The following is a 25,256-nucleotide window of genomic DNA, read 5'->3' on the forward strand; positions in this document are numbered from 1 at the left end:
TGTCCTGGAGGAGGAACCCTCGATGAGCGCTCCGAAGATTTTGGCCGTGACCACGCTCGGTCTCCTGGCCGCCGCCTGCAGCAGCAGCACCTATGAAACCCGGACGGCGCGCACTTATGCGGTGACGGGCTCGGAGCAGGCTTGCCTCGACTACGGCTTCCGGGCCGGGACCGACAGCTACAATCGCTGCGTTTCCCGCGAGGCTTCTGCCCGTGCCCAGGGGCGGATGCCGGTGAGCTATACCGTCGCGAACCTCGACGCCGACGCCCGCAATGCCTGCTATTCCTACGGCCTGACGCCCGGCACCAGCATGTACGACCGATGCGTGGGCCGGGAAGTCGACGCCCGTCGCTATCGGGATCAGGCCACTGTCACCCCGGTTCCGGCGCCGGCTGGGCCCTATTCGACGACCACCTACTACACGACCCCGCCGGCCGCTCCGACCTATTACGGGCCCACGACGACGGTCTCGACCACCACCTACAGCACCCCGATGGTCGCTCCCCAGCCGACGCCGCCGGCCGGCGTTGAGGCCTTCCGCGACGAGTATGGTTTCCGCTATGATGGCCAGGGAAACCGGCTCGACCGCAACGGCAACATCATCAGCCCGCAGTCGACCACACGATGAGGGGGCTAGATGGCTGCGAGACGTTTTATGGCCGCGACGTTCGGCGTGTCGCTGCTCGCGGCCTGCGATCCGCTGCCCCAGCCGCTCTATAGCGAAACGACGCCGCCGCCGGCCTATCGCGTTCAGCCCGGCGGCCTGCGTGTCGACAACGAAGGCTTCCAGATGGATCCGGAAGGCTACCGGATCGACAAGAGCGGCGCCCGCGTCGGCATCATCGACGTGCCTGCCAAGACGGCGGGCGACAATTCCAATGCCGTCGCCGGCTACTACATCAGCAACATCGGCTCGGATGCCCCCGGTCGCGTGGCTTCCCCCAGCGAGGGTGCGGGGGCGGGCGTAGGAACGGGCCCTGGCGCGGCGAACGTCCCGACGCCTGCCCAGATGCCGCAGCAGGCGCCGATCACGCCGGCGCCCGGCAACGTGCCGCCGCCGGCGGGCTACCGGTAAGGGGTCTCCCTACTCGATCCTGATGCCGGCCTCGCGGATCACCGGGGCCCATTTCGCGATCTCGTCCTTGATGAATTTCGCCGTGACTTCGGGCGAGGTTTCGGTCGTCGGCACCGCGGCGATATCCTCCAGGAACTTGATGGTGGCGGGGTCCTTCATCATCTGCCGCGCGGCCTGGTCGAGAACGTCGACCACCGGTTTCGGCACGTTGGCCGGGCCCAGAATCAGGTTGAACGTGTAGGCCTCGTAGCCCTTCACACCGGCTTCGATCATCGTCGGGATCTCGGGCGCGATCGGCGCACGCTTGGAGTAGGCGTAGGCGAGAATACGGACCTTGCCGGCCTTGTGGAGCTGGAGCGTCGTGCTGAAGGTCTCGAACATCCAGGCGGTCTGGCCGCCCATCATGTCCTGCAGCGCCGGCATCGATCCCTTGTAGGGAATATGCTCGACGTCCATGCCGCCGACCTCGCGCTTGAAGTATTCGCCGGCCAGATTGATGATCGAGCCCGCGCCCGAGGAACCGTACGAGTATTTGCCGGGATTCTTCTTCATCAGCTCGACCAGACCCATCACCGTGTCGGGCATGTCGGGTCGGGCCACCAGCACCAGCGGGTTGACGCAGATCGAGGCGATCGGCGTGAAATCCTTCACCGCATCGTAGGCCGGCTTCGCGAAGGCCGTCGGGTTGATGGCATGGGTGGAGGAGGGCGCGCAGAGCAGCGTGTAGCCGTCGGGCTTGGCGTTCTTCACGTCCACCGCGCCGATCGAGCCGGCTGCGCCTGCTTTGTTGTCGACGATGACCTGCTGGCCGAGGATCGCGGTGAGCTTCTCCGCGGCCATGCGGCCGATGATGTCGGTGGGCCCCGCCGGCGCGAAGGGGATGACGAAGCGGATCGTCTTGTCGGGATACTTGCCCTGGGCACGGGCGATGGAGGGGGCGGCAAGCGCCGCCGCCCCGACGACGATCAGTTGGCGGCGTTTCATATTCTTTCCTCTCTGGTCGTTCTCGTTTTTAGTTCAGCGTCTCGTCGAACAGCTCGATCATGGCGTTCCATGAGCGGCGGTCGGTGGCGTCATGATAGAAGAAGCCCTTCATGCCCCGCGAGTCGGCGGCCGGGTTGGTGAAGCTGTGACCGGCGCCGCCATAGAGCTGGAGCCGCCAGTCGATCGCGCCCGACTTCATTTCCTTCTCGAAGGCCAGACGCTGCTCGGGCGGGATGATCGGATCGTCGGCGCCGATGCAGACCAGGATCCTGGCCTTGATGTTCGCCGCGTCCTGCGGCCGGGCGGTCGCGAGGCCGGAATGGAAGCCGACCACGGCCTTCACGTCGGCGCCGCTGCGCGCGATCTCGAGCGCGGTGGTGCCGCCGAAGCAGTAGCCGATGGCCGCGAGGCGCGCCGGATCGACTTCCTTCTGCCCCCTGAGCACGTCGAGCGCCGCCAGGGCGCGGGTGCGGATGCCGGCCGGGTCGGCCATCCAGGGCTGCAGCCGCGCCATCGTCTGGCTGGGATCGGCGAGCGGCTTGCCGTCGCCGTGATAGTCCATTGCAAAGGCGGCGTAGCCCAGGCCGGCGAGGCGGGCGGCAATCTTTTTCGTGTGGTCTGTGAGGCCGGGCCCCTCGTGGCAGACCAGCACCCCGGCGCGACGGCCGGGCTTGCCGTCGTCGACCACGTATTGTCCGACCATGCGGACGCCGTCGGCGCGGTACTCGATATCCTCGGTGCGCATGTTGTTTGGTTTCCTCCGATGGGAACGGAGACTAGCGGGTCCGGCTTGACCCGCCAACGACCCGCCGCCACAAGTCGCGGCCACGCCCGCTTTCCTGCCTGTCGTCCGTTTCGCGCCGAGCCCGACAGGGCTGCTGCATGTCGGCAACATCCGGGCGGCCTTGTTCAACTGGCTCCATGCGCGGCAACAGGGTGGAACCTTCATCCTGCGTCTCGGCGATACCGCGTGACGCGCAGCCGGCCCGAGTTCGAGGCGGCGATCGAACGCGACCGCGCGTGGCTCGGCCTCGACTGGGCGCTGAAGGAGAAGCAGTCGGAGCGGCTCGCGCACTATGCCGCGCGTGACCGGCTGATTGCCTCCTGGCGGAAGCGGCCGCGAAGCTGCCGGCCGAGCCGTGGGAGGAGACGATAGGGAAGGGTTGGACCTCGGGCCTCGGGCGTAAGAGCCGCGCCCTGTTCCACCCGCTGCGACTGGCGCTCACCGGCCAGGAGAAGGGACTGGAGATGGCGAAGCTGCTGCCGCTGATCGGCCGAAGCCGGGCGATGGAGAGGCTGTTGGGACGCAAGGCCTGAAAAGGCCTGTCCCGGGCGTTCAATTGCGCGGCAGGAACCGGTCGTATAGATTACCCCCATGACGCAGTTCTTTCTTCCCGGCGCGCCCTTGGCGCGATGTATCGAGGCCTGAGGCCCAGCGGGCCGCGTCAGGTTTCGTTCGTTTTTGGATCGGGAGAAGGGGCGATGTCCCTCGTCGTTTACAACACGCTGTCGCGCGAAAAAGAGCCGTTCGTGCCGCTCGATCCGTCGCATGTCCGCCTCTATGTCTGCGGTCCGACGGTCTACGACTATGTCCATATCGGCAATGCGCGTCCGGTCGTCGTCTTCGACGTTCTCTACCGGCTCCTGAAACGGCGCTATCCGCGCGTCACCTATGTCCGCAACATCACGGACATCGACGACAAGATCATGGTGCGCGCCGCCGAGAACAAGGAGTCGATCGATGCGCTGACGGAGCGCACGGCGGCGGCCTACCAGAGCGACATGAGCCGGCTCGGGGCGCTGCCGCCCGACATCGAGCCGCGCGCCACCAAGTATGTGGGCGAGATGATCGGCCTGATCGAGCGACTGGTGGCACGCGGCCATGCCTATGAAGCGGAAGGCCATGTGCTGTTCGACGTGCCCAGCATGGCGGACTATGGCCGGCTGTCGCGTCGCTCTCATGACGAGCTGATCGCGGGCGCCCGCGTCGAGGTCGCACCCTACAAGAAGGACGCCGCCGACTTCGTGCTTTGGAAGCCCTCGACCGACGCGCAGGCGGGCTGGCCGAGCCCGTGGGGCCGTGGCCGTCCCGGCTGGCATATCGAGTGCTCGGCCATGAGCGGTGCGCTGCTCGGCGAGACGTTCGATATCCATGCCGGCGGTCTCGACCTGATCTTCCCGCACCACGAGAATGAGATCGCGCAGAGCCGCAGCGCCTTCGGTCACGCCATCATGGCGAAGTACTGGATGCACAACGGCTTCCTGAACATCTCCGGCGAGAAGATGAGCAAGTCGCTCGGCAACTTCTTCACCGTGCACGAGCTGCTCGACCAGTATCCCGGCGAGGTTATCCGCCTGCTGCTCCTGTCGGCGCAGTACCGCCAGCCGCTCGACTTCACGCCCGAGGGGCTGGCCCAGGCCAAGGGCACGCTCGATCGCTGGTACGGTCTGTTGCGCGGCAAGGCGCTGGAGGAGAGGCCCATACCGGCTTCGGTCGAGGAGGCGCTGACGGACGATCTCAACACGCCGCTCGCGATCAGCGCGCTGCACCAGTTGCGCGATCCTTCGGAACTCAAGGCGGGAGCCTCCGCGCTCGGCCTGCTACAGCAGGATCCCGAAGCCTGGTTCCGCTGGGCGCCGGCCGGCGCGGCCGACGCAGGCCCGTCCGACGCCGAGATCGAGGCCGCAATTGCGGCGCGTCAAGCCGCGCGCAAGGCCAAGGACTTCAAGGAGTCCGACCGCATTCGCGACGACCTGAAGGCCAAGGGCGTTATCCTCGAGGACGGCCCGAAGGGCACGACCTGGAAACGAGGGTAGTCGTCAGCGCTTCTCGAAGATGATGCTCTGCACGGCGCGGCCGAAATAACCCTGCCGGTCGGCGAGCCGCGCGGCGGCGATGCCGACCGAGTCCGGGCCGATCCAGGTCTCGGCGTCGAGCAGCACCCATTCGCCGACCGGCTCGCGGCCAAGGCTGACGGTCAGGTCGGCGTTGATGAACGTCCAGTCGTTCATGTCGAAGACCGAAGACGTCCCGTTGCAGAAATCCGCGGCGATGACCGCCCGCATCAGCGGCGAGATGTCGGCACCCTCCACGATGGGCCGCGTCGCGCGATACCAGACGGCGGCGGGTCCGGGGATGCGGAAGCCGCCCTTGGCCGTGCGCATCTCGATGCCCTTGAGGAACGGTGTCTCGGTCGCGAAGAAGTCGGGCGGGCTGCATTGTTCAGGCATCGGCAACTCGACCGGCGGCCCGTTGGCGATTGCCGGCATCTCCTTCGGATCGACGCGGATGCGCAGTGCGCTCGCACGCACGACCTCGGCGCCATCGGCCAGCAGCCGCACCGATACGAGCTGGATCTTGCGGCCCTCGCGGACGATCTCGGTCGCGATCGTGAGCGGCGCCACCGGCACCGGTCGCATCAGGTCGACGGTGAGGCGTGCGACGCGCATCGGCACCGGTGACGGCATGTGCTCGACGGCCCAGCAGATCAGTGAGGAGGGGGCTGCCCCGTGCTGGAGTTTCGGGCTCCACGGCCCGCCGGCGAACGCGCTGGTTTCGGCAATGGCACCTTCGACGCGATAGATAGACTCCATTTGCTTCAACTCCGTGTGGGGGGCGCTTTCATATGTGCCGCCGCCACGGCCTGCAATCTCGGGCCGCAGTCGGTTGACGATCCATCGTATTTAACATATATGTTAAATATGGATGCTCTCTCCCAGACCTTCTCGGCCCTCGCGGATCCAACACGCCGCGCCATCCTCGCGCGGCTCGCGAGCGGAGGCGCAACGGTCGGCGAACTGGCCGAACCGTTCGACATGTCGCTGCCGGCGGTGTCGCGTCATCTCAAGGTGCTGACTGAGGCCGGGCTCATCGAACGCCACACCGAGGCGCAGTGGCGCCGCTGCGAACTGCGCGGCGAGGGGTTGCGCGCGGCGGCGGACTGGATCGACCACTACCGCAAGTTCTGGGAGGCGAGCTTCGACCGGCTCGACGCGTTCCTGAAGAGTACCGAAACCGATCCCAAGCCGACGAAAGGAAAGTCAGATGCACGACGCAAGGCTCGATAACAACACGCTGCACCTCAGCCGGATCTTCGACGCCCCGCGCGAAAGGGTGTTCGACGCCTGGGTGAATCGCGACCAGTTCGTGCGCTGGATGTGCCCGCCGGGCGTGGAGATCACGCTGTGCGAAGTCGATGCGAGGCGTGGCGGCGCCTGGCGCATCGATGGACGCAACGAGCAGGGGGTCTTCGCCTCGTCGGGCGTCTATCTCGAGGTCGCGCGGCCCGAGCGGTTGGTCTTCACCTGGGCCCATCATGCCGATGGAGATTACAGCCGCACGCGCGGGCACGAGACGACGGTAAGGGTCGAACTGCGCGCCCTCGGCGAGCGCACCGAACTCACCCTGATCCACGGTCCGTTCACGGATGCCGAAGACTTCGCCTGCCACGATGAGGGCTGGGTCGGCAGCTTCGACAAGCTAATCGCTTTTCTCGGGAGGGCGGCATGACTGCTCGTCCCGTCGTCTCACATCAGGAATGGCTCGCTGCCAGCCGCGACTTCCTGGCGAAGGAGAAGGAGTTCACCCGGCTGCGGGACGTGCTCGCGCGCGAGCGACGGGCGCTGCCCTGGGAGCGGGTCGAGAAGGAGTATTCCTTCGAGGCGCCTGAAGGCCGCGTGGCTCTGGCCGACCTGTTCGACGGTCGCGGCCAACTCCTCGTCTATCACCTCATGTTTGGTGCCGACTGGAACGAGGCCTGCAAGAACTGTTCTTTCTGGGCCGACAACTTCAACGGCGTCGACGTGCATCTCGCCCATCGCGACACGGCGCTGGTCGCCGTCTCGCGGGCGCCCGTCGGCAGGCTCGATGCGTACGCCAAGCGGATGGGATGGACCTTCCGATGGGTGTCGTCCGGAGAAGGCGACTTCAATTTCGACTACGGGGTGAGTTCACGGCCCGGCGAAGTTGGGATGGACTACAATTTCGGGACGATGAAGGTCGGCCCGGGCGAGATGCCGGGCTTCAGCGCCTTCCGCCGCGGCGATGACGGCGCCGTCTATCACACCTATTCGACCTACGCGCGCGGCGTTGACATGCTGAACGGCGTTTACCACTTGCTGGATCTGACCTCGAAGGGCCGGGACGAGTCGGATCTTCCCTTCACGATGAGCTGGGTGAAGCGGCACGATCAGTATTGAGAAAGGAAAGGTAGCCATGAAGGCCGTGTGGCAGGACAAGGTGATCGCCGAGAGCGACCGCACGCTCGAAGTCGACGGTTATCGCTATTTTCCGCGCGACTCGGTGCGGATGGACCTGCTCGAGAGCGCGCCGAAGACGGACGGCGACCTGAAATGTCCGCACGGCGTCCAATTCTACGACGTCGTGGAAGGGACGGCGCGCAGTCCGAGGGCTGCCTGGTCCTATGAAGCGCCGCAGGAGAAAATGGCACCGGTCGATCACTGGATCGGCTTCTGGAAAGACGTCGGCGTCAGCTGACACCCAAAAGAAAACGGCCGGCGGATGCCGGCCGTTTGAATTTCAGTCCGGAAGCGTTTCAGCGCGCCGGCGAGATGGAGGTGATCATCAGCGGGGTGGTCATGCCAATCACGACGTCGCCCACCTTGATCTTCTTCAGCATGTCCTGCTTGGCGATCGAGTTGGCCTTATAGGTGCGGACCGGGCCGCCGCGGCCGTCGATCACGGAGACCATGTTCTTGGTGAGGTCGACGCCGACCACCGTCAGAGTAAAGCGGCCGGCCTCGACATCGGTCTGGTTCGGGGTCTGGCCCATCTGGTCCTTGCGGGCGAGCTGGGAGCCCGGGCCCTTCTGGCGCAGGTTCAGCATGGTCACCACCTCGGAATAGGTGACGGTGGCCATCGACCCATCATCGATCGCATCCAGGTTCTTGACGCTGTCGGCGACCGGCAGGATCAGCAGCTGGCCGTTCGGCAGGGTGAAAGCCACAGTCCGGCTCTCGGTGTCGGCCGACTCGATCTTGACCCGCTGGGTGACCACGTCGTTGAAGGCCACTCCCTCGCGCGGCACAGGCCTCACCTGGGCCGATGCCTGCCGCTCGGGCAGGCTCGCGCCGATCGCCAGAACCGCCGCGAACAGGGAAGCGCCTGCGGTCATCTTCATCGAACGGATCGTCATTGCCGTTTACCTCGCAAAACCCCTAACGCGCCGGACAATAGCGATCCGAACTGGCGAAGCAACCACCAAGGGCGTGAGACTCTCAGGCAAAATGGGCCAATACCGCCCTCGCCACGGCATCCGGCTGGTCGAGATAGGCCAGATGACCGGCATCGGCCACGGTTTCGACCCGGGGCGCGCCGTTGGTACCCTTGTTGATTCCCTCGGCGAATTTCCCGGCGTAGCGGGACGGCAGGATCGAATCGCGCTCCCCCCACAGGATCAGGGTCGGCGCAGAGATCAGTCCCAGGCGCTTTTCCAGGCGCGTGTTGCCGAGCGGCCAGAAGGCCCGGGCGGCGGCCTCGGACGCCCGGGTCATCTCGATCGGCCATTCCACGGAGTTCGCCCCCTCCGGTGCCGCCACCAGGTCCGTCCAGTTGGCGGGATCGGCACACATCAGGCCGGGCAGCACGTCCTTGCGCTGCGCCCAGGGGTCCGCCGCCGGGTCCTTGTCGTCGAACAGGCCGAACGGAGCGATCAGGGCGAGCCTGCCGACATGACCGGGAAAGATCGCCGCTAGTTCGGCGGCAAAGGCGCCACCGACCGACGCGCCCACGAGATCGGCGCCGGCGAGGCCCGCCTTTTCGACGATCTGACGCACGGCCAGGACCCAGTCGAGATGCGTGTCGAGTTCGGTGTGACCCGTCGCGCCGGGGTAGCCAGGCAGCGAGGGAGCGACGACCGTCCGGCTCTCGGCGAGCCGGTCGAGAAAGGGCAGCCAACGCGGCAGGCCACCCAGACCCGCGAGGAAGCCGAGCTTCGGGCCTTTGCCCTTGGTCCAGACGCGGCAGGGATGGCCGTTGACGTCGACCGTCGTGGTCATGGGTTCGGACAAGGCTCTACTCCGCGGCGACGGTCTGCGGGCGGAAGGCGGGAACCGCGGCGCGCTGACCCCTGGCCATGGGCTTCGGCCACCACTTGTCCTCCCATTCGCCGAACAGGTCCTTGACCTTGGGCATCACCTTCTCGGCGAACAGGCGCGTGTTGTACTTGGTCGTATCCTTGCTCATGTTGCCGTACTGCAGCAGCAGCATGAGATGGCCGACGTTCAGGCTTTTGGCGACGTGGCGGATCTGCTCCACCACTTCGTCCGGCGAGCCGACGATGACGTAGCCGCCATCCACGATGTCCTTCATGTTGGTGGCCTTCATGCTGAGCTTGCTCGAATAGCTCGCGGTGTTGGCCGCCTTGCTCACCATGCTCTGGATGCCGGCGCGCTGCGTCGCCTCGGTCGTATAGCCGGGCGGCGTCGCGAACCGCGCATCGACATGCAGGCAGCGGCCGTAGAAATACTCGGCCGGCTCGGTGTAGAGATCGAGCGCCTGCTGGCGGCTCTCGGCCACGCCGACGAACTGCAGGAAGCCCGCACGGTAGGGATTGCGGTCCTTGCCGAGCTTCTCCATTTCGTTCCAGAAGCCCTGCATCGTTGTGAGGCCGGCCTTGTAGCCGTAGTACGAGAGGTAGCAGTAGACGTAGTCCATCTCGGCGCACCAGCGCCACGTTTCGACCGAGCCGCCGCCGGGAATCCAGATCGGTGGATGCGGCTCGTTCTGGATCGGGCGCGGCCAGATGTTGACGTAGCGCTGCTGGTTGTAGCGGCCGTTGAAGGCGAAGGTGTCCTTCTCGGTCCACGCCCTTTTCACGAGGTCATGCGCCTCGAGATAGCGCTCGCGCAGCAGGCTCGGATTCTGGCCATAGGCGTAACAGGTGTCCATCGGCGAGCCGACCGGGAAGCCTGCGATCAGCCGGCCGCCCGAGATGCAGTCGATCATCGCGAACTCTTCGGCGACGCGGGTCGGCGGATTGTAGAGGGCCAGGGAGTTGCCCATCACGCAGAGCGCCGTGTCGGTGGTGCGGCGCGCCAGCGACGAGGCGATCAGGTTGGGCGAGGGCATCAGCCCGTAGCCATTGGAATGGTGCTCGTTGACGCAGACCGCGTCGTAGCCGAGCTCGGCAGCGTATTCGAGCTCGTCCATGAAGTCGTTGTACATGTGATGCGCGCGCTTGGGGTCGAACAGCGAGGAATGAATGTCGACCCACACCGAAGGGTGCTTCCGGTTGAAGTCTTCCGGAAGCTCCGTGTACGGCATCAGATGGAACCACATGAGTTTCATGGTGCGCTCTCCCTAAACTCGAGCTGCTTGGTAAACGACCGTTTACCTTGCAACCGTGCCGCGACTTCAGGTTGCCGGCAATGCGGAATTTCCGCAGGGCGTGGGTAATTTTGTTGTTTTTCCCCTGTGCCAACCGTTCCGAATCGTATTTGTGCATTGCACTCTCGCGAATGCAGCAATAGTTTCGCTGCAACGCAGGAGGATTTGCCATGTCCGTCGTCGCTTTCGCGGCTCGCCCTCATCCCACGGCCAACCAGCCGAAGAAGGATCTTTACGAAGTCGGGGAGATTCCGCCGCTCGGACATGTGCCGAAGAACATGTACGCCTGGGTCATCCGGCGCGACCGTCACGGCCCGCCGGAACAGTCCATGCAGCTGGAGGTCGTGCCGACCCACACGATCGGCGAGGACGAGGTACTGGTCCTCGTGATGGCCGCCGGCGTGAACTACAATGGCGTGTGGGCGGGTCTCGGCCTGCCGATCTCGCCGTTCGACGTGCACAAGCAACCCTTCCACATCGCCGGCTCCGATGCCTCGGGCATCGTCTGGGCGGTCGGCGCCAAGGTGAAGCGCTGGAAGGTCGGTGACGAGGTCGTCATCCACTGTAACCAGGACGATGGCGACGACGAGGAGTGCAACGGCGGCGACCCGATGTTCTCCACCAGCCAGCGGATCTGGGGCTACGAGACGCCCGACGGCTCGTTCGCCCAGTTCTGCAAGGTGCAGGCGCGGCAGCTCATGAAGCGCCCGGCGCATCTCACCTGGGAGGAGAGCGCCTCCTACACGCTCACCCTCGCGACCGCCTATCGCATGCTGTTCGGCCATCGCCCGCACATCCTGCGGCCCGGCCACAACGTGCTGGTGTGGGGCGCGGCCGGCGGCCTCGGCTCGATGGCGATCCAGCTGATCGCAACGGCCGGCGCCAACGCCATCGGCGTGATCTCCGATCCGTCGAAGAAGGATTTCGTGATGTCGCTCGGCGCGCGCGGCGTCATCAACCGCAACGACTTCGACTGCTGGGGCCAGCTACCCGACGTCGACGACCAGAAGACCTATGCCGAGTACATGAAGAAGGTGCGGAAGTTCGGCGCCGCGATCTGGGAACATACCGGCAAGGGCAACGACGTCGACTTCGTGTTCGAGCATCCCGGCGAGCAGACCTTCCCGGTGTCGTGCAACATCGTGAAGCGCGGCGGCATGGTGGTGTTCTGCGCCGGCACGACCGGATTCAACCTGACCATGGACGCGCGTTTCGTGTGGATGCGCCAGAAGCGCATCCAGGGCAGCCACTTCGCCAACCTGCTGCAGGCCAGCCAGGCCAACCAGCTGGTGATCGAGCGCCGCATCGATCCGTGCATGAGCGAAGTCTTCGAATGGGCCGACATTCCCAAGGCCCACACCAAGATGTGGAAGAACCAGCACAAGCCCGGAAACATGGCGGTGCTGGTCTCCGCCAAGCGCCCCGGCCTGCGCACCCTCGAGGACGCGCTCGACGAGTAGTCGGACTTACTCCCCCGTCCTACGGGGGAGGTGGCCGAAGGCCGGAGGGGGAGAGCCCCACTCCGGCTTGTTGCTTTCCCCCTCCGCCCCTCCGGGGCACCTCCCCCGTAGGACGGGGGAGGAGATGATTTCGAGTCCGCCATGTCTCTGATTCTTCCTGACCTTCTTTCCCTCTGCGCCGAAGCCGAGGGTGCCGCCGGCCGCCATGAGACCGCCGCGCGCGAAGCGGTGCGGGCGCTGGTGGCGCCGCAGGGCAAGGTCGATCCGAAGCTGCTCGAGCGCGAGCAGTTCGCGGCGCACGGCTTCGCCTGGATCGCGACCTACGTGGCGGCGCTGCGCCAGATGCGGCGCTGGGCCGAGGCGGGCGCGGGCGGCGAACTCGAAAGCCTGATCCTGCAGTCGGCCTATGGCGAATATCTGGCGCAGCTCAAGGGCGGCATCGCCATCAGCCAGGTCGAGATCGTGCGGCCGGGCGACTTCGGCCTCGATGGTTCGGCGCTCGAGACGCCGGCCGTCGCGAAGCTGATCGCCGGCAACACGCCGGCAGTGCGCGGCCGCATCGCCGAGCTGATTGCGGACGGTCTCGACACCGGCGGCTTCGGGTCGCTCGAACTGGGCGACGAGGCGCTCGAAGAGGTGCGCCGTCAGTTCCGCCGCTTCGTCGACACCGAGGTGGCGCCGCACGCCCATGGCTGGCATCTGCGCGACGAGTTGATCCCGCTGCCCGTGGTGCAGCAGATGGCCGATCTCGGCGTCTTCGGCCTCACCGTCCCGGAGGAGTGGGGCGGGCTGGGCATGGGCAAGCTCGCCATGTGTGTCGTCACCGAGGAGCTGTCGCGCGGCTATATCGGCGTCGGCTCGCTGGGCACCCGCTCGGAGATCGCGGCCGAGCTGATCCGTTCCGGCGGCACCGAGGCGCAGAAGAAGAAGTACCTGTCGCGCATCGCCTCGGGCGAGCTGCTGCCGACCGCGGTCTTCACCGAGCCCAACACCGGCTCCGACCTGGCCAGCCTGCGCACGCGCGCCGTGCTCGATGGCGAGACGTACAAAATCAACGGCAACAAGACCTGGATCACCCACGCCGCGCGCGCCGACATCATGACCCTGCTGGCGCGCAGCGATGCCTCCAAGCCCGGTTATCAGGGCCTGTCGATGTTCCTCGCGGAGAAGCCGCGTGGCACCGACGCCGATCCATTCCCGGCCAAGGGTATGAGCGGCGGCGAGATCAGGGTGCTCGGCTATCGCGGCATGAAGGAATACGAGATCGGCTTCGACGGGTTCGAGGTGCCGGCCGCCAACCTGCTGGGCGAGAAGGAAGGGCAGGGCTTCAAGCAGCTGATGGCGACCTTCGAAAGCGCCCGTATCCAGACGGCGGCCCGCGCCGTCGGCGTGGCCCAGAACGCGCTCGAACTCGGCCTGCGTTATGCGAAGGACCGCATCCAGTTCGCCAAGCCGCTCTACGCCTTCCCCCGCGTTGCGGGAAAGATCGCCTGGATGGCGGTAGAGACCATGATCGCCCGCCAGCTCACCTACTTCGCCGCGCGCGAGAAGGATTCCGACCGGCGTTGTGACATCGAGGCCGGCATGGCCAAGCTGCTGGCCGCCCGCGTCGCCTGGAGCAATGCCGACAATGCGCTGCAGATCCACGGCGGCAACGGCTACGCGATGGAATACCCCGTCAGCCGGGTCCTCTGCGACGCCCGCATCCTCAACATCTTCGAGGGTGCAGCTGAGATCCAGGCCCAGGTCGTCTGCCGCGGCCTGATCGAGGGCCGCAACTAGGATTTTGACTATCCCACCTCATTCCGAGGAGCATTCCTGGGAATGAGGTGGGATTGGTGATTCCATCTCGCCGGACAAGGACTCTGGAGCCGCCGTCCAGCGTGGCTGGTTCAGGCCAGGTTCTCTGTCCGGAGTGCGGATTTGATGCCGAGACGATCGAGCAGCTCGGCGTCACGATTGCGCTGCGGATTCCTCGTTGTCAGCAACACGTCGCCGATGAAGATCGAGTTGGCGCCGGCCAGGAAGCACAGCGCTTGCATCTCGTCCGTCATGTACTGACGGCCCGCCGACAGGCGCACGACGCTCCTGGGCATCATGATCCGTGCGACCGCAATCAGGCGGACCAGGGCGATCGGATCGGGGCGGTCGGCCGTCTCGTTCACCGGCACGCCCTTCACCTCGTTCCAGAGGTTGATCGGCACGCTTTCGGGATGGCTCGGCAGGTTCGCGAGCAGCAGGAGCATGCCCAGCCGGTCCTCGACCTGTTCGCCCATGCCGACGATCCCGCCGCAACACACTTTGAGGCCAGCATCGCGCGCGCGGGCGAGAGTATCGATGCGGTCCTGCATCGTGCGCGTGGTGATGATCTGGCCGTAGAACTCCGGTGAGGTGTCGACGTTGTGATTGTAGAAGTCGAGGCCGGCCTGCCGTAGCCGGGCCGCCTGCTCGGGCTTCAGCATGCCGAGCGTCGCGCAGGTCTCCAGGCCGAGTTCCTTGACTGCGCTCACGATGTTGCACACCCGATCGAGATCGCGATCCTTCGGATTGCGCCAGGCGGCGGCCATGCAGAAGCGGCTGGCACCGGCCTCCTTCGCGCGGCGCGCTGTCTCGACGACGCTGTCATGCTCCATGAGGCGCGTCGCCTTCACGTCGGTGTCGTAGTGGGCGCTCTGCGAACAGTAGCCGCAATCCTCCGGGCAGCCCCCCGTCTTGATACTGAGCAGGCTGGCCGTCTCGACGTGATTGGGATCGAAATTCCGGCGATGGATCGTTTGCGCCTCGAACATCAGGTCGGCGAAGGGTAGCGCATAGAGACGCTCGGCCTCGCTGCGGGACCAATCGTGCCGGATGCCCGTCGTACGGTCGTCGCCGGCGGCCGGGTGGCGGGCGAACATGTCCATGACCAATCCTCTCACTCACGCGGAACTCTTGTCGGGCACTTTAATAACGATGACCGGTTCGGCGGGATACCGCTCGAAGATGCCGCAAAAAAGACTCCGATCCTTGTTGCGTTATGGGCGAGAAACTATTTGCGGGCGAAATCATGAAGTGGTTCGTTGTCGTAGTCGTGTTCGGCGTTGCGCCTGCTTGGGCGCAAACCATGACGCAGAGCGTTTGCCAGCAGAACTTCGTCGTCGAGGGAACGGCTCGGGTCACGGCGATGAACTTCCGCTCCTGGCGCGAATTCCCCAACCTGCCGCAACCAACGGCGCTGAAGAACTTGCGTGCGGCCATGCTGGCGGAGGGTTTTAGCAATATCGGGGTCGATGCCGAGGCGGGCGCGCTGACGACCGTGCGGGAGACCAGTGGCTCCGGCCGTCCGCAGGCCCTGCGTGTCACGGCCCGGAAATCCGGCAACGGCACGCGTGTCGATGCCGTATTCATGATCCAGGCCGGCCAGACTGCGGACTCGAACTATGTTCGCAGTGCCCTCTGCCGGGTGATCGACGCCGCCAACCTCTGAATACAAGAGATTGCCCGGCCGTCAGTCGCGCTTGTCCGCCACCTTGATGCCCATGATCTTCTTGGCGGGGTACTTCTTGAAGGTGCCCAGGTGGTTGCGCATGCCGAGCTGGAAGGCCTCGATGTAGGCCAGCTTGCGCGTCAGGTAATTGTGCTGCTCCTTCGGGTCGAGATAGAGGTTGAACAGCTTCGGATAGGTGTAGCGCTCCAGCACGCCGGTGAAGCCGCCGGTGCCGAAGGCGTCGGTCGCGTTGTCGCTCGTGGCCGACAGCACCATCTTGTATTCGCCGCAGCGCATGCCCGAGAAGGTCTGGCTCAGCCAATAGTAGTGGTACTTGCGGTTGGAGAGTCCGTCCGGCGCCAGCAGGAACGAGCTCTGGTCGACGCCGTCGATGTAGCGGTCGGATGGCAGGAGCTCCGAGGCGCCGGCCAGGCCGAGCGCGGTCGGCACGATGTCGTTGAAGTCGAACAGCCCGTCGCTCTGGCGGCCGGCCTCGATCGTGCCTGGCCAGTACATCAGGCCGGGGACGCGCACGCCGCCTTCCCAGGTCGAGCCCTTGGCGCAGCGGAACGGCGTGAAGGCGGCGTCCGGCCAGGTCTCCATGTGCGGTCCGTTGTCGGACGAGATGAAGATCAGCGTGTCCTCGAGCTGGCCCGACTTGCGCAGCGCCTCGACCAGGCGGCCCATGATCTCGTCGAGTTCGAGCAGCGTGTCCTTGTAGGGATGCTTGGCCGGCGACTTGCCGAGGAACTTCTCGCCCGGATAATTGTCGAAGTGGGCGCCGCGTGTGCAGTGGTAGAGCAGCCACGGCTTGTCCGACTTGGCCTGCTTCTCGATGAACGCCTCGGAATACTTGCACCACTTCTCGTCGAGCTCGGAGAGGACGGGGATTGTCACCTCCTCGACGTTGGTCAGTTCCTTGCCCTTGGTCGCGTGCACGAAGCAGCGGTTGAAGGGCATGTTCTTGATCCACTCGGTGCGCGCGTCCGAGTAGACGATCTCGGGGAAGAAGTGCGGGTCGCGCCATTCCGTGTACATGTCGGAGACGGAGAGAAAGCCGTAGAAATCGTCATAGCCAACATGCTGCGGCTGGCTTTCGACATTCTCGCCGAGATGCCACTTGCCGACCGCCTGTGTCGTGTAGCCGGCCTGGCCGAGCAGCATCGGCAAGGTGATCTCGCCCTGCAGGCCGCCGGGTTCGCCGTACATCGGCGGGCGATGCAGCCCGTGGCGGTTGGGGACGCGGCCGGTGTGAAGCGTGGCGCGCGACGGCGAACAGGAAGGCTCGGAGTAACACGAGGTGAGTTGCAGGCCGCCGCGCGCGATCCTGTCGAAATTGGGCGTCGGCGCGCCGACGGCCACGCCACCGCCGTAGCAACCGAAATCGCCCCAGCCGACATCGTCCATCAGGTAGATCAGGATGTTGGGCTTCTTGTTCCGGGCGGCGAGTTTCCGCGCTGCGGCTTCGACGTTTTCCTTATGCACGAACGCGGGTTCGAGATGGTTTGCCTTGCGCACGGTCTGCGTTGCGATGGCGTCGAATGCCGACATGTTTCCTCCGTTGAATTGCGCGCAAACTACCCGCTTGCGGCGTCGATGGCGATGGCCTGTGCGAGCGCGGTCAACGGTGCGCCATAGCGTATGCCGGCCTCGGATTCGTTCATTGCCGAGCGCGTGAAGCGCATCGAAATGCACCCAAGAACACGATCGTTGCTTTGAATGGCGACGGCGATGCCCTGCAGCCGGGCGGTGCGCGTCACGGCCGAGAAGGCATGGCCCTGACGGCGGATTCGCGCAAAGGCCGCTGCCAGTTTCGCATCGTAGCGGACGCCGAGGTCGCGCAGGATCGCGCGCCGTTCCTCGTCCGTCGAGAAGGCGAGCCACGCACGACCGAGCGCGCCCGAGAGGATCGGGCTGCGGCGCTGCAGCGCCGTCCGCTCGAACGACATCGGGCTCTCGGCCGCGGTCGAATAGCGGATGGTGATGGCGTGGTGGCTGATCGAGCCGAGATAGAGCGGCCAGCCATGATCCTGCGTGAAGCGCTGCATGTGCGGCGCGGCGATGTCGACCAGATGATCGATGAAACGGATGCCCTGCGCGAGCGCGAGAACGCGATCGGTGAGGCGATAGCCCAGCGTCCGGGAGACCTGGGTCGCATATCCCAGTTCGACCAGCGTCCCGAGCAGGCGCACGATCGTGGGGCGGGGCAGGCTCGTTTCGCCCGCCAGGGCCGCGATGGTTGCATGCGGCCGCCGGCTCAGCGCCTCGAGGATTGCGAAACTGCGGCGAACGGGCTCGATGGCCATGGCGCGAGGCTATTCCGTAATACGGACTCTGTCGACTTGATCGAGGCGGCACCCGTCAAACGCGTTTAACTTCGTCGTAACAAGAAAAGACGAGGAAGCATGATCGGTAGACGACAGTTCGGGATGGGGCTGGGCGCGGCGACCTTTGCGGCGCCGGCGATCGTACAGGCGCAGAAGTATCCCGCGGGACGCGTGACGATGGTCGTGCCGTTTCCGGCCGGCGCGGCGACCGACATCAGCGCCCGCGTTTATGCCGAGCGCCTCTCGGCGCTGTGGGGCCAGCCCGTCGTGATCGACAACAAGGGCGGCGGCAATGGCATTCCGGCGGCCGAGTCGGTCGCGCGAGCGAAGCCCGACGGGCTGACGCTCTTCGCCACCTCGGCGATGACGCAGGTCGTCAATCCCGCGATCTACGACAAGCTGCCCTATGACCCCATCGCCGACTTTGCGCCGATCTCGCGCATGGGCACGTCGCCCTTCGTGCTGCTGGTGGACAGGAACAGCCCGATCAACAGTGCGGCGGAGCTGACGGCGAAGCTGAAGGCCGAGCCCGGCAAGCACAACTATGGGGCGGGGGCGCTGCCGGCGCGTGTCGCCTCGGAACTCTACAAGATGGGGGCGGGAGTCGATGCGGTCTATGTCGGCTACAAGAGCAATCCGCAGGCGATACCCGACGTGCAGAGCGGCCTGCTCACCTTCATGATGATCGACACGGTCAACGCCAAGATCGCGATGGACCGCGGCGCGCTGAAGGGACTGTTCGTCACCGACAGCGAACGCTATGCGGCCGTGCCCACCATGCCGACGGCGGCGGAGGCGGGTCTTCCCGAAGTCCTGCTGACGACCTGGACGGGCTTCTATGCGCCGAAGGGAACGCCGGCCGAGATCGTCGACCGCATCAATGCCGGCCTCTACACCGTGTCGGCGATGCCGGAAGTCGTGGAGCGCCTGGCAGCCCTGGGCGGCACGCCGAAGCTCATGCGTCCGGCCGAGTTCGCAGCCTTCGCCAGCGCCGAGAAGGAGCGCTGGGGCCAGATCATCCGTCGAGCCAACATCAAGGTTGAATAGGAGAGACCCATGGCAGGATCGCTGAACGCCAATGCCGGCCCGCGCTACCGGCACACCACCGACGAAAGTGCACCGTACGAGACGATCACCCTCGATAAGCTGACGCCGATCCTCGGCGCCGAGATCGGCGGCATCGACCTCAGCCAGCCGCTGTCCAACCGGCAGCAGGATGAGATCCATCGCGCTCTGGCAGAAAATCTGGTCATCTTCTTTCGCGACCAGCATATCAGCCAGGACCAGCATCTGGCCTTCGGCCGCCTGTTCGGCGATCTGCACACCCATCCCGCGGCGCCGAGCGAACCCGGCAAGCCGGAGCTGATGATCATCCATGCCGACAAGGATTCGCCGCGTGCCAACGGCGAGGGCTGGCACACCGACGTGAGCTGCGATCTCGAGCCGCCGATGGGCAGCATCCTCTACATCAAGAAGTGCCCGCCTAAGGGCGGCGACACGCTGTTTGCCAGCATGTACGCGGCCTACGAGGCGCTGTCGGACCGCATGAAGACCTATCTCGACGGCCTGACCGCCGTGCATGACGGCGAGTCGGTCTATCGCGGCCTCTACAAGAACTACAATGTCGTCGACAAGCCGGAGTATCCGCGGGCCATCCACCCTGTGGTGCGCACCCACCCCGTGACCGGCAAGAAGGGCCTCTACGTCAATCGCGGTTTCACCCGCTCGCTGGTCGGCCTGCCGCGAGACGAGAGCGACGCGATCCTGCGCTATCTCTACGAACACATGGAAAACCCGCTCTTCCAGTGCCGCTTCCGCTGGCAGGAGAATTCCATCGCCTTCTGGGACAATCGCTGCGTCCAGCATCGCGCGATGTGGGACTACTGGCCGCACACCCGCAGCGGCAACCGGGTCACGGTGGCAGGCGACAAGCCTTACTGATACTCCTGGGGCGTGCTGGTCATATTCGATTGCGACGGGGTGCTGGTCGACAGCGAGCCCCTCGCCAACACCTGCTTTGCCCGCGCGCTCCGGCGCGAGGGCCTCGACTGGAACGTCGAGGAGACGATGCGGCGCCTGATGGGCCGCTCGATGAAGTCCTGCGTGGAGATCGTCGAGGGCGAACTCGGCCGCGCCTTGCCTGACGATTTCGTCGACCGCCTGCAGGCGGACACCTTGCAGGCCTTTCGCGACGCCCCTTTGACGACCGTGCCGGGCGTCGTCGAGGCGATCGATGCGATCGAGGCGGCGGGCATCGCGACCTGTGTCGCGAGCTCGGGCGGTCTCGACAAGATGCGGGTCACGCTCGGCATCACCGGCCTGTGGTCGCGCTTCGAGGGCCGCATCTTCAGTTCGAGCCAGGTGCCGCGCGGAAAGCCGTTTCCGGATCTTTTCCTCCACGCGGCGATACAGATGAACGAGCAGCCCTTCGACTGCACGGTCGTCGAGGACTCGTTGCCGGGCATCCAGGCGGCGCGGGCCGCTGGTATGCGCGCACTGGCCTATGTCGGGGCGACCCACAGCGACGCCGCAGCGTTGCAGGCGGCGGGCGGCCGGACCTTCGGGTCGATGTCGTCGCTGCCGATGCTGGCATGGGCCGGACGGTGAGCCGCACCGGCTCCTGGTCGATGGGGGCGGCTAACGGTGAGCGCGTCATCGTCGTCGGGGCCGGCATGGCGGGGCTGGTTGCCGCCAGACTGCTTCACGATTCGGGCTTCACCGTCACCGTGCTCGAAGCGCGTGGGCGTATCGGCGGCCGGACCTGGACGGACGATCGCGTCGGCGCGCCGGTCGATCTCGGCGGCTCCTGGGTTCACGGTGTCGACGGCAATCCGCTCACCCTCTGGTGCGAAAAGCTCGGCATCGACCTGGTCGAATCGCAGGGAGAGCGTCTGCTGATCGACAAGCGGGCGACCTCGCCGACGCGCGAGGGCCAGCGCCGGCGTGCCGTGATGGGGCGGATGGCCTTCAAGGCCGCCATCGAATGGGCCAGCTGGAAAAGCAAGGCGCTGACCCGTGTTCGCGGTCCGCGCTCGATCTCCGTGCGCGAAGCCGTCGAGCCGCTGCTCTCGGCGTCATGGTTGCCGGAGATCGACCGGCTGGTGGTCGCGACCTTCGTCGAGATGAGCGAGGGCGTGCAGAGCGCGCCCTGGGAAGCGGTGGCGGCCGAGGAGTGGTTTCCGACCGAAGGTCTCGAGCGCAACGCCCAGCCGAAGGGCGGCTACCGGTCTCTCGTCGAGGACGTCGCGCAGGGACTGACCATCCGCCAGGGTGCGGCGGTCGAACGGGTCGTCTGGACGGGTGGCGGAGTGACCGCGATCCTGCAGGGCGGCGAGCGAGTCGAGGCGGACCGTGCGGTCATTGCCGTGCCCGTCGGACTACTCCGTGCCGGACTGCCGGTGCTCGATCCTGCTCCTCCGGAAGCGCAGCGCACAGCGATCGGTCGCATCGGTTACGGGGCGGGCGTCCTCGGCAAGATCTACCTGCGCTTCCCGCGCCGCTTCTGGCCGGAGTCGCCGAAGTGGTTCGGGCGGCTTCCCGACTCGCCGGAGCGGCGCGGTGGTTTCAACACCTTCGTCAGCCACCAGCAGGAGACCGGCCTGCCGATCCTCCTCAGTTTCTGCAACGGTCATACCGCGATTCATCTCGACCGCGAGGCGAGCGACGCGGAGGTGACGGGCGTGGCCATGCGATCCCTGCGCGCGATGTTCGGCGAGAACGTTCCCGAGCCGGAGGCGATGGTCTTCCCGCGCTGGCTGAGCGATCCCTGGTCGCGCGGCGGCTATTCCTATCCTGGTGTCGGCAGCGATCCCGACGACTGTACTGCCCACGCCCGCCCGTTGGGAAATCGCGTGTTCTTCGCCGGCGAGGCGACGGAGCCGGTCGAGTACGGCACGGTCCATGCGGCGCTGTGGTCGGCCGAGCAGACCGCGGAGACGATCTTTCGCCTCGCCACCGGCACGCCCGCGTCGCGCGATGCACGGCCTTGGGCTGGCGCCCGTACTGGCGCGGGCCGGCACAATGCGGGATAAGCCCTCATGACCCTCGCCAATGTTCTTTTCGTTCTCGTGCTGGTGTCTGCGTTTGCGACGCTCGGAACGCTGTTCGCCGGCCTGATCAACATGAGCCGCAACCAGGACGGCAACATCGAGGGCAGTCGCCGCAGCAACCGCATGATGTGGTGGCGCGTGCGCCTGCAGCTCCTCACCGTGGTGCTGATCCTCCTTTGGTATTTCGCGAGCAGGAGCTAGGCGATGGCCGTCACCCTCAACCGCATCTATACGCGCGGCGGCGACACCGGCATGACGTCGCTCGGCCGCGGCGAACGCGTGGCCAAGCACGATATCCGCGTCGACGCCTATGGCACGACCGACGAGGCCAATTCGGTGATCGGACTGGCGCGTAGCGCCATCACGCGCGCCGGCGGCAGCGATCCACGGCTCGCCGAGGCCGATGCGATGCTGGCCCGGATCCAGAACGACCTTTTCGATCTCGGCGCCGATCTCTGCACACCCGAGGGCAAGACCAAGCGCGACGAGCAGGCCCTGCGTATCGTGGCCTCCCAGGTCGAACGTCTCGAGCACGAAATCGATGCGATGAACGCCGAGTTGCAGCCGCTCAAGTCTTTCATTCTGCCGGGCGGCAGCGAGACCGCGTCGTGGCTGCATCTCGCCCGGACGGTGGCGCGGCGGGCCGAGCGCTGCATGACGCATCTGGCGGCCGAGCAGGAGATCAACCCGGAGGCGATCAAGTACATCAACCGGCTGTCGGATCACCTGTTCGTGCTGGCCCGCCGGCTCAACGACAATGGCGCAGCAGATGTGTTGTGGGTGCCGGGCGGGGCGCGCTAGCCGGCAACCTGTTGAAAAGCCGGGAAAAAAGCTTCCACCCTGCGGTCTTGTGCAGTGCGCCATAGCCTTGACATGATCGGCTCAACACCCCTACACGAAAACCCCTTCGCCGGACGGGTCGGTCCGGCCTCAACTCACCGATAGGCGCAACGCGATGAAAGTGCTGGTCGCGGTCAAGCGGGTCATCGACTACAACGTCAAGATCCGCGTCAAGGCCGATAACACGGGTGTCGAGACGGCTAACGTCAAGATGTCGATGAACCCCTTCGATGAGATCGCCGTTGAAGAGGCGATCCGCATGAAAGAGAAGGGCGCCGCGACCGAAGTCATCGCCTTTTCCGCCGGCCCGGCACAGTGCCAGGAGACGATCCGCACGGCGCTCGCCATGGGCGCGGACCGCGGCGTGCTGGTGCAGACCGATACCGAACTGCAGCCGCTGGCCGTCGCCAAGCTGCTGAAGGCCGTGGTCGACAAGGAACAGCCCGGCCTCGTCATCGTCGGCAAGCAGGCGATCGACGACGACTCCAACCAGACCGGCCAGATGCTGGCCGCGCTGCTGGGGTGGTCGCAGGGCACCTTCGCCAACAAGCTGAACGTCGCCGACGGCTCGGTCGAGGTGAAGCGCGAGGTCGATGGCGGCCTCGAGAACATCAAGATCAAGATGCCGGCCGTGATCACGACCGACCTGCGCCTCAACGAGCCGCGCTACGCGTCGCTGCCGAACATCATGAAGGCGAAGAAGAAGCCGATCGAGACGCTGGCGCCGGACGCGCTGGGCGTCGATGTCGCGCCGCGCCTCAAGACCCTGAAGGTCGAGGAGCCGCCGAAGCGCAAGTCCGGCATCAAGGTGAAGACCGTCGCCGAACTCGTCGACAAGCTGAAGAACGAAGCGGGAGTGATCTGATCATGGGCGTTCTCGTCGTCGCCGCGCATGACGGCAAAGCTGTCCGGGCCAACGTCGCCAACGCCGTCACCGCGGCGGGCCAGATGGATCCGGACGTCACGGTCCTCGTGGCCGGCAGCAACTGCGACGAGGCGGCCAAGTCGGCTGCGTCGATCGCCGGCGTCACCAAGGTGCTGCAGGCCGACGATGCGGCCTATGCCAACTGGCTGGCCGAGGACATCGCGCCGCTGGTCGTGAAGCTCGCGCCGAACTACAGCCACGTCGTGATGGCCGCCGATTCGGTCGGCAAGAACATCGCGCCGCGCGTTGCCGCGCTGCTCGACGTCGCGCAGGTCTCCGAGGCGATCCAGGTCGTGTCGCCCGACACGTTCGTGCGGCCGATCTACGCTGGCAACGCGATGGCCACTGTCCAGACGGCCGACAAGATCAAGATCGTCACCGTGCGCCCGACCAACTTCAAGGCGGCAGCGGGCGGCGGTTCGGCGGCGATCGAGAAGATCGGCGGCGAGGGCGCCAAGGGCCTGTCTTCCTACGTCGGTGCCGAACTCTCCAAGAGCGAGCGCCCCGAACTGACCAGCGCCAAGATCGTTGTCAGCGGCGGTCGCGGCCTGCAGAGCGGCGAGAACTTCAAGATGCTCGAGACCCTGGCCGACAAGCTCGGCGCCGGCCTCGGCGCCAGCCGCGCGGCGGTCGATGCGGGCTACGTGCCGAACGATTATCAGGTCGGCCAGACCGGCAAGGTGGTCGCGCCCGACCTCTACATCGCCATCGGCATCTCCGGCGCCATCCAGCATCTCGCCGGCATGAAGGACAGCAAGACGATCGTGGCGATCAACAAGGACGAGGAAGCCCCGATCTTCCAGGTGGCCGACTACGGTCTCGTGGGCGATCTCTTCCAGATCGTTCCCGAGCTCACCGCCGCGATCGAGAAAAAGTAAAGTAACCCGAGGGTACCCATCATGATCAAGCGCATCGGAGTCATCGGTGCCGGCCAGATGGGCAGCGGCATCGCCCATGTCTGCGCGTTGAAGGGCTTCGACATCCGTCTCGCGGATGTCGACCAGGCCCATCTCGACAAGGGCCTCGATGCAATCGGACGCAACATGGACCGGCAGATCGGCCGTGGCATGATCCGTCCGGAAGACAAGGATTCGGCGCTCAACCGCATCTCGACCGCCACCGACTACAAGGCGTTCGCCGATTGCGACCTGATCGTCGAGGCGGCGACCGAAAACGAGGCGGTGAAGCGGGAGATCTTCAAGAAGGTCTGCGAGGGCCTGCCGGCCAACGTCCTGCTCGCCACCAACACCTCGTCGATCTCGGTGACGAGGCTCGCCGCCGTCACCGACCGGCCCGGCAAGTTCATGGGCATGCACTTCATGAACCCGGTCCCCCTGATGGGGCTGGTCGAGTTGATCCGCGGCATCGCCACGGAGGAGGAGACCTTCCGCACGGTGCGCGAGGTCGTGGTCAAGCTCGACAAGAAGCCGGTCAATGCCGAGGATTTCCCGGCCTTCATCGTGAACCGCATCCTGCTGCCGATGATCAACGAGGCGGTCTATGCGCTCTACGAGGGCGTCGGCAACGTCGAGGCGATCGACACCGGCATGAAGCTGGGTGCCAACCATCCGATGGGCCCGCTCGAGCTGGCCGACTTCATCGGCCTCGATACCTGCCTCTCGGTCATGCAGGTGCTGCACGAGGGTCTGGCCGATTCCAAGTACCGGCCGTGCCCGCTGCTCGTGAAGTATGTCGAGGCTGGCTGGATCGGCCGCAAGGTCAAGCGCGGCTTTTACGACTATTCCGGCGAGCGCCCGGTCCCGACGCGCTGACGGGGCGGGCG

Annotated in this window: 31 protein-coding genes; 22 read left to right on the top strand and 9 right to left on the bottom strand. The window is 65.8% G+C overall.

Features of this window, described 5'->3' with window-relative positions; all coding sequences use genetic code 11:
• The first annotated feature begins 22 nt into the window (after positions 1-22).
• Together ACT6UX_RS06775 and ACT6UX_RS06780 are read left to right on the top strand one after the other, a co-directional pair.
• A complete protein-coding gene (locus ACT6UX_RS06775; RefSeq protein ID WP_444774385.1) occupies positions 23-628 on the top strand; it encodes a hypothetical protein in 606 nt (201 codons plus the stop codon).
• 27 nt (positions 629-655) lie between these two features.
• A complete protein-coding gene (locus tag ACT6UX_RS06780) occupies positions 656-1,075 on the top strand; it encodes a hypothetical protein (RefSeq protein ID WP_444774386.1) in 420 nt (139 codons plus the stop codon).
• 9 nt (positions 1,076-1,084) lie between these two features.
• Here ACT6UX_RS06780 and ACT6UX_RS06785 read toward each other — a convergent pair whose 3' ends face one another.
• Both ACT6UX_RS06785 and ACT6UX_RS06790 read right to left on the bottom strand, forming a co-directional pair.
• Positions 1,085-2,059, bottom strand: a complete 975-nt coding sequence (locus tag ACT6UX_RS06785) for a Bug family tripartite tricarboxylate transporter substrate binding protein (RefSeq protein ID WP_444774387.1) — start codon at positions 2,057-2,059, stop codon at positions 1,085-1,087.
• A gap of 28 nt (positions 2,060-2,087) precedes the next feature.
• Positions 2,088-2,804, bottom strand: a complete 717-nt coding sequence (locus tag ACT6UX_RS06790; RefSeq protein ID WP_444774388.1) for a dienelactone hydrolase family protein — start codon at positions 2,802-2,804, stop codon at positions 2,088-2,090.
• 148 nt (positions 2,805-2,952) lie between these two features.
• On the opposite strand from ACT6UX_RS06790, the gene ACT6UX_RS06795 reads away from it, so the two are divergent.
• From ACT6UX_RS06795 to cysS, 4 genes are all read left to right on the top strand, one after another.
• Positions 2,953-3,033, top strand: coding sequence for a glutamate--tRNA ligase family protein (locus tag ACT6UX_RS06795; protein WP_444774423.1), 81 nt, complete (start codon positions 2,953-2,955; stop codon positions 3,031-3,033).
• Positions 3,030-3,215 (top strand): hypothetical protein, encoded by a 186-nt coding sequence (locus ACT6UX_RS06800; RefSeq protein WP_444774389.1) that lies wholly within the window; start codon positions 3,030-3,032, stop codon positions 3,213-3,215. Before ACT6UX_RS06795 ends, ACT6UX_RS06800 begins: the two co-directional genes overlap by 4 nt.
• A 53-nt stretch (positions 3,216-3,268) precedes the next feature.
• Positions 3,269-3,376 (top strand): hypothetical protein, encoded by a 108-nt coding sequence (locus ACT6UX_RS06805; protein ID WP_444774424.1) that lies wholly within the window; start codon positions 3,269-3,271, stop codon positions 3,374-3,376.
• Between the two features lie 165 nt (positions 3,377-3,541).
• Positions 3,542-4,876, top strand: coding sequence for a cysteine--tRNA ligase (gene cysS / locus ACT6UX_RS06810; protein ID WP_444774390.1), 1,335 nt, complete (start codon positions 3,542-3,544; stop codon positions 4,874-4,876).
• Positions 4,877-4,879: 3 nt separating this feature from the next.
• Here cysS and ACT6UX_RS06815 read toward each other — a convergent pair whose 3' ends face one another.
• Positions 4,880-5,653 carry a thioesterase family protein gene (locus ACT6UX_RS06815; protein ID WP_444774391.1) on the bottom strand — a complete coding sequence of 258 codons (774 nt, stop codon included), beginning with the start codon at positions 5,651-5,653 and terminating at the stop codon, positions 4,880-4,882.
• Positions 5,654-5,761: 108 nt separating this feature from the next.
• Here ACT6UX_RS06815 and ACT6UX_RS06820 point away from each other — a divergent pair, with 108 nt between their 5' ends.
• From ACT6UX_RS06820 to ACT6UX_RS06835, 4 genes are read left to right on the top strand one after another with little or no spacing between them, the layout of a single operon-like run.
• Entirely contained in the window at positions 5,762-6,127 is a 366-nt protein-coding gene (locus ACT6UX_RS06820) for an ArsR/SmtB family transcription factor (protein WP_444774392.1), read from the top strand.
• Positions 6,105-6,569: an SRPBCC family protein gene (locus tag ACT6UX_RS06825; RefSeq protein ID WP_444774393.1), complete on the top strand. Its 465-nt coding sequence runs from the start codon at positions 6,105-6,107 to the stop codon at positions 6,567-6,569. Before ACT6UX_RS06820 ends, ACT6UX_RS06825 begins: the two co-directional genes overlap by 23 nt.
• Complete coding sequence (locus ACT6UX_RS06830; protein ID WP_444774394.1) at positions 6,566-7,258, top strand: DUF899 domain-containing protein; 693 nt, start codon at positions 6,566-6,568, stop codon at positions 7,256-7,258. The genes ACT6UX_RS06825 and ACT6UX_RS06830 overlap by 4 nt, the downstream gene beginning before the upstream one ends.
• A 16-nt stretch (positions 7,259-7,274) precedes the next feature.
• Positions 7,275-7,556, top strand: a complete 282-nt coding sequence (locus ACT6UX_RS06835; RefSeq protein ID WP_444774395.1) for a DUF427 domain-containing protein — start codon at positions 7,275-7,277, stop codon at positions 7,554-7,556.
• A gap of 58 nt (positions 7,557-7,614) precedes the next feature.
• Here ACT6UX_RS06835 and ACT6UX_RS06840 read toward each other — a convergent pair whose 3' ends face one another.
• The 3 genes from ACT6UX_RS06840 to ACT6UX_RS06850 form a co-directional block, all read right to left on the bottom strand.
• Positions 7,615-8,214, bottom strand: coding sequence for a hypothetical protein (locus tag ACT6UX_RS06840; protein WP_444774396.1), 600 nt, complete (start codon positions 8,212-8,214; stop codon positions 7,615-7,617).
• A gap of 82 nt (positions 8,215-8,296) precedes the next feature.
• Positions 8,297-9,088, bottom strand: a complete 792-nt coding sequence (locus tag ACT6UX_RS06845) for an alpha/beta fold hydrolase (RefSeq protein WP_444774397.1) — start codon at positions 9,086-9,088, stop codon at positions 8,297-8,299.
• 4 nt (positions 9,089-9,092) lie between these two features.
• The gene (locus tag ACT6UX_RS06850) at positions 9,093-10,367 is read right to left on the bottom strand and encodes an LLM class flavin-dependent oxidoreductase (RefSeq protein WP_444774398.1); all 1,275 of its coding nucleotides are present in this window, start codon (positions 10,365-10,367) and stop codon (positions 9,093-9,095) included.
• A 209-nt stretch (positions 10,368-10,576) separates the two neighbouring features.
• Here ACT6UX_RS06850 and ccrA point away from each other — a divergent pair, with 209 nt between their 5' ends.
• Both ccrA and ACT6UX_RS06860 read left to right on the top strand, forming a co-directional pair.
• Entirely contained in the window at positions 10,577-11,866 is a 1,290-nt protein-coding gene (gene ccrA, locus ACT6UX_RS06855; protein WP_428680428.1) for a crotonyl-CoA carboxylase/reductase, read from the top strand.
• Positions 11,867-12,007: 141 nt separating this feature from the next.
• The gene (locus ACT6UX_RS06860; RefSeq protein ID WP_444774399.1) at positions 12,008-13,648 is read left to right on the top strand and encodes an acyl-CoA dehydrogenase family protein; all 1,641 of its coding nucleotides are present in this window, start codon (positions 12,008-12,010) and stop codon (positions 13,646-13,648) included.
• Between the two features lie 110 nt (positions 13,649-13,758).
• Here ACT6UX_RS06860 and bioB read toward each other — a convergent pair whose 3' ends face one another.
• The gene (bioB, locus tag ACT6UX_RS06865) at positions 13,759-14,769 is read right to left on the bottom strand and encodes a biotin synthase BioB (protein WP_444774400.1); all 1,011 of its coding nucleotides are present in this window, start codon (positions 14,767-14,769) and stop codon (positions 13,759-13,761) included.
• Positions 14,770-14,882: 113 nt separating this feature from the next.
• On the opposite strand from bioB, the gene ACT6UX_RS06870 reads away from it, so the two are divergent.
• A complete protein-coding gene (locus ACT6UX_RS06870) occupies positions 14,883-15,332 on the top strand; it encodes a hypothetical protein (protein WP_444774401.1) in 450 nt (149 codons plus the stop codon).
• 21 nt (positions 15,333-15,353) lie between these two features.
• Here ACT6UX_RS06870 and ACT6UX_RS06875 read toward each other — a convergent pair whose 3' ends face one another.
• Complete coding sequence (locus tag ACT6UX_RS06875) at positions 15,354-16,883, bottom strand: arylsulfatase (protein WP_444774402.1); 1,530 nt, start codon at positions 16,881-16,883, stop codon at positions 15,354-15,356.
• 26 nt (positions 16,884-16,909) lie between these two features.
• Positions 16,910-17,638 carry a helix-turn-helix domain-containing protein gene (locus ACT6UX_RS06880; protein ID WP_444774403.1) on the bottom strand — a complete coding sequence of 243 codons (729 nt, stop codon included), beginning with the start codon at positions 17,636-17,638 and terminating at the stop codon, positions 16,910-16,912.
• 99 nt (positions 17,639-17,737) lie between these two features.
• On the opposite strand from ACT6UX_RS06880, the gene ACT6UX_RS06885 reads away from it, so the two are divergent.
• From ACT6UX_RS06885 to ACT6UX_RS06925, 9 genes are all read left to right on the top strand, one after another.
• Positions 17,738-18,706, top strand: a complete 969-nt coding sequence (locus tag ACT6UX_RS06885; RefSeq protein ID WP_444774404.1) for a Bug family tripartite tricarboxylate transporter substrate binding protein — start codon at positions 17,738-17,740, stop codon at positions 18,704-18,706.
• A gap of 9 nt (positions 18,707-18,715) precedes the next feature.
• Positions 18,716-19,600, top strand: coding sequence for a TauD/TfdA dioxygenase family protein (locus ACT6UX_RS06890; protein WP_444774405.1), 885 nt, complete (start codon positions 18,716-18,718; stop codon positions 19,598-19,600).
• 12 nt (positions 19,601-19,612) lie between these two features.
• The gene (locus ACT6UX_RS06895; protein ID WP_444774406.1) at positions 19,613-20,266 is read left to right on the top strand and encodes an HAD family hydrolase; all 654 of its coding nucleotides are present in this window, start codon (positions 19,613-19,615) and stop codon (positions 20,264-20,266) included.
• A complete protein-coding gene (locus ACT6UX_RS06900) occupies positions 20,251-21,690 on the top strand; it encodes a flavin monoamine oxidase family protein (RefSeq protein ID WP_444774407.1) in 1,440 nt (479 codons plus the stop codon). Before ACT6UX_RS06895 ends, ACT6UX_RS06900 begins: the two co-directional genes overlap by 16 nt.
• Positions 21,691-21,696: 6 nt before the next feature.
• Positions 21,697-21,909 carry a twin transmembrane helix small protein gene (locus ACT6UX_RS06905; RefSeq protein ID WP_295139987.1) on the top strand — a complete coding sequence of 71 codons (213 nt, stop codon included), beginning with the start codon at positions 21,697-21,699 and terminating at the stop codon, positions 21,907-21,909.
• Positions 21,910-21,912: 3 nt separating this feature from the next.
• Entirely contained in the window at positions 21,913-22,509 is a 597-nt protein-coding gene (locus tag ACT6UX_RS06910) for a cob(I)yrinic acid a,c-diamide adenosyltransferase (RefSeq protein WP_444774408.1), read from the top strand.
• A 154-nt stretch (positions 22,510-22,663) separates the two neighbouring features.
• On the top strand, positions 22,664-23,413 hold the full coding sequence (locus ACT6UX_RS06915) for an electron transfer flavoprotein subunit beta/FixA family protein (RefSeq protein WP_444774409.1): 750 nt from the start codon (positions 22,664-22,666) through the stop codon (positions 23,411-23,413).
• 2 nt (positions 23,414-23,415) lie between these two features.
• Entirely contained in the window at positions 23,416-24,351 is a 936-nt protein-coding gene (locus tag ACT6UX_RS06920; protein WP_444774410.1) for an electron transfer flavoprotein subunit alpha/FixB family protein, read from the top strand.
• A gap of 21 nt (positions 24,352-24,372) precedes the next feature.
• Entirely contained in the window at positions 24,373-25,245 is an 873-nt protein-coding gene (locus ACT6UX_RS06925; RefSeq protein WP_422015764.1) for a 3-hydroxybutyryl-CoA dehydrogenase, read from the top strand.
• Positions 25,246-25,256 lie beyond the last annotated feature (11 nt).

The sequence above is a fragment of the Reyranella sp. genome, assembly GCF_052439685.1.
Taxonomy (GTDB): domain Bacteria; phylum Pseudomonadota; class Alphaproteobacteria; order Reyranellales; family Reyranellaceae; genus Reyranella.